8 protein-coding genes are annotated in these 8,548 nt (G+C 67.8%); 7 read left to right on the top strand and 1 reads right to left on the bottom strand.

What is annotated here, in order from left to right:
• A partial coding sequence (locus F9K34_RS06430) for a prephenate dehydratase domain-containing protein (RefSeq protein ID WP_291336082.1) occupies nt 1–428 on the bottom strand: 428 nt, incomplete at its 3' end.
• Nucleotides 429–563: 135 nt separating this feature from the next.
• On the opposite strand from F9K34_RS06430, the gene F9K34_RS06425 reads away from it, so the two are divergent.
• The 7 genes from F9K34_RS06425 (at nt 564) to F9K34_RS06395 (ending at nt 8,546) form a co-directional block, all read left to right on the top strand.
• Nucleotides 564–1,091 carry a c-type cytochrome gene (locus F9K34_RS06425; RefSeq protein WP_291336081.1) on the top strand — a complete coding sequence of 176 codons (528 nt, stop codon included), beginning with the start codon at nt 564–566 and terminating at the stop codon, nt 1,089–1,091.
• A 163-nt stretch (nt 1,092–1,254) separates the two neighbouring features.
• Nucleotides 1,255–3,183, top strand: coding sequence for an extracellular solute-binding protein (locus tag F9K34_RS06420; RefSeq protein ID WP_291336080.1), 1,929 nt, complete (start codon nt 1,255–1,257; stop codon nt 3,181–3,183).
• An 18-nt stretch (nt 3,184–3,201) separates the two neighbouring features.
• Nucleotides 3,202–4,290 carry a microcin C ABC transporter permease YejB gene (locus F9K34_RS06415; RefSeq protein WP_291336079.1) on the top strand — a complete coding sequence of 363 codons (1,089 nt, stop codon included), beginning with the start codon at nt 3,202–3,204 and terminating at the stop codon, nt 4,288–4,290.
• On the top strand, nt 4,290–5,393 hold the full coding sequence (locus tag F9K34_RS06410) for an ABC transporter permease (protein WP_291336078.1): 1,104 nt from the start codon (nt 4,290–4,292) through the stop codon (nt 5,391–5,393). The genes F9K34_RS06415 and F9K34_RS06410 overlap by 1 nt, the downstream gene beginning before the upstream one ends.
• On the top strand, nt 5,390–5,710 hold the full coding sequence (locus tag F9K34_RS06405; protein WP_291336077.1) for a hypothetical protein: 321 nt from the start codon (nt 5,390–5,392) through the stop codon (nt 5,708–5,710). The genes F9K34_RS06410 and F9K34_RS06405 overlap by 4 nt, the downstream gene beginning before the upstream one ends.
• Complete coding sequence (locus F9K34_RS06400; protein WP_291336076.1) at nt 5,707–7,332, top strand: ABC transporter ATP-binding protein; 1,626 nt, start codon at nt 5,707–5,709, stop codon at nt 7,330–7,332. The genes F9K34_RS06405 and F9K34_RS06400 overlap by 4 nt, the downstream gene beginning before the upstream one ends.
• Nucleotides 7,329–8,546 (top strand): glycosyltransferase, encoded by a 1,218-nt coding sequence (locus F9K34_RS06395; RefSeq protein ID WP_291336075.1) that lies wholly within the window; start codon nt 7,329–7,331, stop codon nt 8,544–8,546. Before F9K34_RS06400 ends, F9K34_RS06395 begins: the two co-directional genes overlap by 4 nt.
• Nucleotides 8,547–8,548 lie beyond the last annotated feature (2 nt).

The raw sequence follows: 8,548 nt of genomic DNA, 5'->3' as shown, positions 1-8,548 counted from the left end.
ATCCGCGGCGAAGCCGCGGCCGCCGCGCCGGCGCTGTCGGCCGCGGCTTCGCCGCGGATGCCGTAGCGGGCGAGGAAGGCCGCGCATTGCGGGATGAGAACGAGATGGGCGCGGACCTTCTCGATCTCCTCGATCTGCACTCCGGGAAGGGCCATGAGGCTGATGTGCACGCGCACGAAGGCTTCGCCGACGATGAAGAGGCCGGATTCCGGCAGCAGCCGGTGGATGTCGGCCACGCGGCCATAGGTCGTGTTCTCCACCGGCAGCATGGCCAGGTCGGCCGCGCCGGTCCGCACCGCCGCGATCACCTCCTCGAAGGTGCGGCAGGGCAGCGGCTCCATGCCGGGGCGGGCGTCAAGGCAGGCCTGGTGGGAATAGGCGCCGCGCTCTCCCTGGAAGGCGATGCGTGCAGCGATCTGTCCGGTCATGGCGGGGGGGCTCCTCGGCGGCAGCCCGTGGAGGCAACTCCGGCCGGGCGTCTCGCCGCGCTAACTATACCTTGAAACCCGGCAGGGGAAGCGGATAGATACGGCCGCAAGGTTTTGCCAGCACAGAGGCGCGACATGCTCGACACGATGACGATAACCAAGGCCGGCGGCGCGCTGTGCGGGGCTTTCCTGATCTTCCTTCTCGGCAAGATGGCGGCCGAAGGCCTCTACAACACTGCGCCCGCCAGCCACGGTGGCGAGGAAGTCGCGCAGGCCTATTCGGTCGATACCGGCGAGGCGGGCGGCGAAGCGGCCCCCGCGGCCGAGGAAGGCCCGGACTTCGCGACGCTGCTGGCCTCGGCCGATGCGGCGGCGGGCGAGAAGGTCTTCGGCAAGTGCAAGGCCTGTCACAAGGTGGATGGCACGAACATCACCGGCCCCCATCTCGACGGCGTGGTCGGCCGGGTGGTCGCCTCGGTCGCGGATTTCGGCTATTCCGACGGGATGAAAGCGCATGGCGGCGAATGGACGCCCGAGGCGCTCGAAACCTTCCTGACCAACCCCAAGGGCGTCGTGCCGGGCACGAAGATGTCCTTCGCCGGCCTGCCCAAGGTCGAGGACCGGGCGAACCTCATCGCCTACCTGCAGTCGCTCGGCGGCTGACGTCCGCGATCCGCAGGATGCGACGGGCCGCCTTCGGGCGGCCTTTTCGTCTGTCGGGGCGACGGATCACGTATTCGCGCGGTTTCTCACAACTTCGCAACTTGAAGCCCCGGGCCGCGCCGTTCTAGCTTGGCCGGGGCAGGGTCTGCGCGGGGAGGAACCGATGGCGAGAGAGACGATTGCATCCTCGGCGGCATGCGGAACCGCCTCGGCCGTCGCGGCGCCGGGGTTAGCGGCGTCCCTGGCCGCGCTCGGGATCGCTGCCGGGCTCTGGCTCGGCCTCGCCGGAATGACCCGCGCCCAGGAGGCCGTCACCATCTCGCACGGCTATTCGAACTTCGGCGCGCTGAAATACCCGGCCGACTTCGCCCATCTCGACTACGTCAACCCCGAGGCCCCGAAGGGCGGCGAAATCTCGATCTGGTCGCAGGGCGGCTTCGACAGCTTCAACCAGTATGCCAGCGACGGCGTGCCGGCGGCGCTGAACACCATCGGCAGCGAAAGCATCCTGACCTCGACGGCCGACGACCCCTACGGCATCTACTGCTTCCTCTGCACGACGCTCGAATACCCCGCCGACCTGTCGTTCGTGACCTTCAACCTCCGCGAGGACGTGACCTTCTCCGACGGGACGCCGATGACGGCGGAGGACGTTGCCTACAGCTTCAACCTCTTCCAGACGCAGGGCATCCTCGAGTACCGCCGCGTGGTTGAAGGCTATATCGACCATGTCGAGGTCGAGGATCCGCACCGGATCACCTTCCACTTCACCGGCACCGCGCCGATGCGCGACCGGGTGGGCTTCGCCGGCGGCACGGCGGTGTTCTCGAAGGCCTGGTTCGAGAAGACGGGCGCGCGGCTCGACAAGGCGACGAAGGCGCCGTTCCTCTCGACCGGTGCCTATGTGCTCGACAGTTTCGACTTCAATACGCGGGTGATCTACAAGCGCAACCCCGACTACTGGGGCAATGACCTCGCCTTCAACCGTGGCCGCAACAACTTCGACCGGATCCGGGTGGAGTATTTTGCCGACAGCGACGCCGCCTTCGAGGGCTTCAAGGCCGGCGACTACACCTTCCGGACCGAAAACAGCTCTCAGGACTGGGCCCAGGGCTACGATTTCCAGGCGGTCGAGAAGGGCTGGGTCAAGCGCGAGACGATCCCCGACGGCAATGTCGGCACGCGGCTTTCCTGGGTCTTCAACCTCGACCGGCCGCGCTGGCAGGACATCCGCGTGCGCGAGGCGATCGGGATGATGTTCAACTACGACTGGTCGAAGCAGACGCTGCAATACGGTCTCTACGACCGCCCGGTTTCCTTCTGGTCGAACACCGACCTTGCCGCGATCGGCGTTCCCGGCGAGGGAGAGCTCGCGCTGCTGAAGCCGCTGGTGGACGAGGGCCTCCTCGACCCCGCGATCCTGACCGAGGACCCGAAGGTGCCGGTCGCGCATGACGCGACTAACAACCGGCCGGCGCGGGCGATCCTGCGCAAGGCGGCGGCGCTCCTCGAAGAGGCGGGCTGGGTGATCGGCAGCGACGGCATCCGCCGCAACGCGGCCGGCGAGGCGCTGGACCTGACGATCATCCAGTACAGCCCGCTCTACGACCGCTTCATCAATCCCTTCATCGAGAACCTCGCGCAGGTCGGCGTGAGGGGGAAGCTCGAACGGGTCGATATCTCGCAGTATGTCGAGCGGCGGCGGAAGGGCGACTTCGACCTGGCCAACCAGGGTTTCGACATGGACTTCGAGCCCTCGGGCGGGCTGGAGCAGTGGTTCGGCTCCAAGACCGCAGACGACAGTTCGCGCAACCTGATGCGACTGCGCGACCCCGGCATCGACCGGCTGATCGGCCATGTCGTCGGCGCCACAAAGATCGAGGACCTGAGGACCGCCGTTCACGCGCTCGACCGGGCGCTTCGGGCCAAGGTCTTTGACATCCCGCTCTGGTACAACCCCGACACCTGGGTCGCCTACTACGACTTCTACCGCCATCCCGACGCCCTGCCGCCCTTGCAGGTTGGCGAACTGGATTTCTGGTGGTACGACGCCGAGGCGGCCGAGGCGCTGAAGGCGCAGGGCGCCTACTGAGAAGCGGAAAGCGGGACCTTGGGCGCCTATATCCTGAGACGGCTGTTGCTGATGATTCCGACGCTCTTCGGGATCATGCTGATCAACTTCACGCTGACCCAGTTCGTGCCGGGCGGGCCGATCGAGCAGATCCTCGCCCGGATCGAGGGCCAGGGCGACGTGTTCCAGGGCATCTCGGGCGGCGGCGACAGCGGCATGGGCGAGCAGCAATACGGCGGCGACGAGCGGTATCTCGGCGCCCGCGGCCTGCCGCCCGACTTCATCGCCGAGCTTGAAAAGCAGTTCGGTTTCGACAAGCCGCCGGCCGAGCGGTTCCTGAACATGATGTGGGACTACCTGCGCTTCGACTTCGGCGAGAGCTATTTCCGCTCCATCTCGGTCGTGGATCTGGTGATCGAGAAGATGCCGGTGTCGATCACGCTCGGCCTCTGGTCCACGCTTCTGGCCTATCTCATCTCGATCCCCCTCGGCATCCGCAAGGCAGTGAAGGACGGGTCGCGCTTCGACACCTGGACCTCCGGGGCGATCATCGTGGCCTATGCGATCCCCGGGTTCCTCTTCGCGGTCCTCCTCATCGTCCTCTTCGCCGGGGGCAGCTACTGGCGTATCTTCCCGCTGCGCGGCCTCGTCTCTGACAACTGGAACGACCTCAGCCTGCTGGCGAAGGTGGGCGACTACTTCTGGCACATCACCCTGCCCGTCGTCGCCTCCACCATCTCGAGCTTCGCCACTCTGACGCTTCTGACGAAGAACAGCTTTCTCGACGAGATCAACAAGCAGTACGTGCTGACGGCGCGGGCCAAGGGGCTGACCGAGAAGCGCGTGCTCTACGGCCATGTCTTCCGCAACGCCATGCTGATCGTCATCGCCGGCTTCCCCGGGCTCTTCCTCTCCGTCCTCTTCGGCGGCAGCGTGCTGATCGAGACGATCTTCTCGCTCGACGGTCTCGGCCGGCTCGGCTACGAGGCGGCCGTCGCGCGCGACTACCCGGTCGTCTTCGGCACGCTCTACGTCTTCGGGCTCCTGGGGCTTGTGATCGGGCTTCTCAGCGACCTGACCTATGTGCTCGTCGATCCGCGGATCGACTTCGAGAAGCGGGCAGGCTGATGGCCCTGTCGCCGCTCAACCAGCGCCGCTGGCGCAACTTCAAGGCCAACCGCCGCGCCTTCTGGTCGCTGTGGATCTTCCTGGCCCTCTTCGCGCTGTCGCTGGCGGCGGAACTTGTCGCCAATGACAAGCCAATCCTGGTCAGCTACCGGGGCGATCTCTACATGCCGGTGTTCCGCTTCTATCCAGAGACCACCTTCGGCGGCGATTTCAAGACCGAGGCGATCTACCGTGACCCCGCGGTTCAATGCCTCATCCGCACGGGCGGTCTCGAGGCCTGCTGGGACGATCCCGAAGGCGTCATGGCGGACGCGGCCGACGGCGAGGTCGCGGGCGCGGCCGTGGAAGCGGGATGGATGGTCTGGCCGCCCATCCCCTACAGCTACTCGACGGTGAACAACGTCGGCACCGCGCCCTCGGCGCCGGACAGGGACCACTGGCTCGGCACCGACGACACCGCGCGGGACGTGCTGGCGCGGATCATCTACGGCTTCCGCCTGTCGATCCTCTTCACCCTGATCGTCACCTCGGTCTCCAGCCTCATCGGTATCGCGGCGGGCGCCGTGCAGGGTTATTTCGGCGGCCGGGTGGACCTGATCTTCCAGCGGCTTCTGGAAATCTGGGGCTCCACCCCCGGCCTCTACGTCATCATCATCCTCTTCGCGATCCTCGGGCGCAGCTTCTGGCTCCTCGTCTTCGTGACCATCCTCTTCGGCTGGCCCGCGCTCGTAGGCGTTGTGCGGGCGGAATTCCTGCGCGCGCGCAACTTCGAGTATGTCCGCGCCGCCCGCGCGCTGGGCGTGAGCGACCGCGTCATCATGTTCCGCCACATCCTGCCGAACGCGATGGTGGCGACGCTGACCTTCCTGCCCTTCATCGTCGCCGGCGCCGTCGGCGGGCTTGCAGCGCTCGACTACCTCGGCTTCGGCCTGCCCTCGAACCTGCCCTCGCTGGGCGAGCTTGCGCTGCAGGGCAAGTCGAACCTGCAGGCGCCCTGGCTCGGCTTCTCGGCCTTCTTCACCTTTGCCATCATGCTCTCGCTCCTCGTCTTCATCTTCGAAGGCGTGCGCGATGCCTTCGACCCGCGGAAGACCTTCCGATGACCGCCTTCCCCGTCTCACCGCCCGGCCGGGTCCGCCATCTGGTCTATCTTGCGGCGCTGGCAACGACCGCCGCCTGCCATGGCTGGCTGGTCTGGATGTTCGCGGCCGCGGCGCTGTCGGGGGAAGCGGAGCCGCTTCGGGTGCTGCGGAGCGGGCTGATGATTCTCCTCGTGCCGTTCGCGCCGGCCCTGTTCCTGCTGGCAGCGGCATGCTGGCTGGCCAGATCGGGCCGACCCGCGCCGGCGATGCTCCAGCTTCTGGCGCTTGCCAATGCGGGCTGGTCGGTCCTGCTTACCAGCGCACTGGTGTCCCAATGACCGCGGGACGGGCCGCACCGGGCGGGGTCGTGCTTGACATCCGCGACCTGAGGGTGAGCTTCCGCCAGGACGGCAAGGTGATCGATGCCGTGAAGGGCGTGGGCTTCACGGTGGCCAAGGGCGAGACGGTCGCGCTGGTGGGCGAAAGCGGGTCGGGCAAGTCGGTGACGGCGCTCTCGACCGTGGCGCTTCTCGGCCAGAATGCCGAGATCGCAGGGTCCGTGACCTATCTCGGGCGCGAGATGGTGGGCGCCGACGAGGCCACGTTGCGCGACGTGCGCGGCAACGACATCAGCTTCATCTTCCAGGAGCCGATGACCTCGCTGAACCCGCTCCACACGCTGGAAAAGCAGCTGGCCGAAAGCCTGGCGCTGCATCAGGGGCTTACCGGCCCGGCGGCGCGGGCGCGGATCGTGGAGCTGCTGGAGAAGGTCGGCATCGACAACCCGGAGCGCCGGCTTGCCGACTATCCGCACCAGTTGTCCGGCGGCCAGCGGCAGCGGGTGATGATCGCCATGGCGCTGGCCAACGGGCCGGAGCTGCTGATCGCCGACGAGCCGACGACCGCGCTTGACGTGACCATCCAGGCTCAGATTCTCGACCTGCTGGCTGAGCTGAAGGCGCGCGAGTCGCTCAGCATGCTCTTCATCAGCCACGACCTCGGCATCGTCCGGCGCATCGCCGACCGGGTCTGCGTCATGCAGGGAGGCGCGATCGTCGAACAGGGGCCGGTGGCGGAAATCTTCGCCAGCCCGAGGCACCCCTACACCCGGAAACTGCTGGCGGCCGAGCCGAAGGGCCGCCCCGATTCGGTACCGGAGGGGGCCGAGGAGATCGTGCGGACAAAGGACCTGCGGGTCTGGTTCCCGATCCGGCGGGGGTTCCTGCGCCGCACGGTCGGCCATGTGAAGGCGGTGAACGCCGCCACGATCTCGGTCCGGGCGGGCGAGACGCTGGGCATCGTCGGCGAAAGCGGATCGGGCAAGACGACCCTCGCGCTCGGCCTCATGCGCCTCATCGAGAGCGAGGGACCGATCCTCTACCTCGGCCAGGACATCTCGGCCTGGCCGGCGCGGGACTTGCGGAAGCTGCGCCGCGACATGCAGATCGTCTTCCAGGACCCCTACGGCAGCCTCTCGCCCCGGATGACGGCGGAGCAGATCATCGCCGAGGGGCTGTCGGTCCACGGACTCGACAAGGGACGCGAGCCTCGTGCGCTGGTGGCCGAGATCATGACCGAGGTCGGGCTCGACCCGGCCACGATGGCGCGCTATCCGCATGAGTTCTCGGGCGGACAGCGCCAGCGCATCGCCATCGCCCGCGCGATGATCCTGCGCCCGAAGGTCGTGGTGCTGGACGAGCCCACTTCGGCCCTCGACATGACCGTGCAGGTGCAGATCGTGGAGCTTCTGCGGGCGCTGCAGAGGCGCTATGGGCTCGCCTATCTCTTCATCAGCCACGACCTGCGGGTGGTGCGCGCGCTGGCCCACAAGATCATCGTCATGAAGGCGGGCGACGTGGTGGAGGCGGGGCCGGCGGATGCGATCTTCGACGCGCCGCAGACGGAATACACCCGCGAGCTGATGGCGGCGGCCTTCGGGCGAGCGGCGCAGGCGCAATGAGGATCCTCTTCGTCCACCAGAACTTTCCCGGCCAGTTCCTGCACCTCGCTCCGGCGCTCGCGGCGCGCGGGCACACGGTCCTGGGCCTCACCGACGAGGGCAATGCGCGCCCCTCGCCGGTGCCTGTCCTGCGCTACCGCAAGCCGGGGGCCGCGGGAGTCGCAGGGATTGCCAAGACCTATGCCGAGGCCGCGGAGCGTGGCCTTTCGGTCGCGCGGGCCGCCGCGCAACTGCGCCGCGACAAGGGTTTCGTCCCCGACGTGGTCTTCGGCCACGGCGGCTGGGGCGAGACGCTCTTCCTGCGCGAGGTCTGGCCCGAGGCCCGGCATCTGACCTATGCGGAGTTCTTCTACCACGCCCGCGGGCTTGACGCCGACTTCGACCCGGAGTTCCAGACCGACGACCTCGGCCGCCGCTTCCGCACCTCGGCACGCCGGACGCATCTGATGATGGCGCTTGCCGACGCCGACGCGGCACTGGCGCCGACACACTGGCAGGCCTCGACCTTCCCCGAGGCTTTCCGCGACAGGATCACCGTGATCCATGACGGGATCGACACCGACCGTGCCTGCCCGAACCCCGGGGCGCGCCTCACCCTTCCGGGCGGCCGCGTGCTGAGCGCCGGTGACGAGGTGGTGAGCTTCGTCAACCGCAACCTCGAGCCCTACCGCGGCTATCACGTCTTTCTGCGGGCGCTGCCCGAGGTGCTGAAGGCCCGGCCGGAGGCGCAGGTGGTGATCGTCGGCGGCAACGGCGTGAGCTATGGTCCCGCGCCGTCCGGCGGGCGGACCTGGAAGGAGATATTCCTGTCCGAGGTGCGCGACCGGCTTGACCTTTCGCGCGTGCATTTCCTCGGCCAGGTGCCCTATGCGCAGTTCCTGTCGCTCCTGCAGGTGGCGCGGGTGCACGCCTATCTGACCTACCCCTTCGTCCTGTCCTGGTCGCTGCTGGAGGCGATGAGCGCGGGCGGGCTCGTCGTCGGCTCCCGCACGCCGCCGGTGGAGGAGATGATCCGCGACGGCGAGAACGGGCGGCTCGTCGATTTCTTTGACGTGTCCGGCTGGTCGGCGGCGCTGATCGAGGCGCTGGCCAACCCCGGCGGCGGCGCGGCGCTGCGCGCGGCCGCGCGGCGGACGGTGGCGGAGGGCTGCGACCTGAAACGCCATTGCCTGCCGCGGCTGGTGTCTTTCGTGGAGCGCGGCGGGGCGTCCTGAGG

Origin of the sequence: Albidovulum sp. (assembly GCF_008933605.1) — a bacterium.
In the GTDB taxonomy this organism is placed as follows: domain Bacteria; phylum Pseudomonadota; class Alphaproteobacteria; order Rhodobacterales; family Rhodobacteraceae; genus Albidovulum.
The sequence above is the reverse complement of the archived record's forward strand: the minus strand, read 5'-3'. Positions and strand labels throughout refer to the sequence as shown.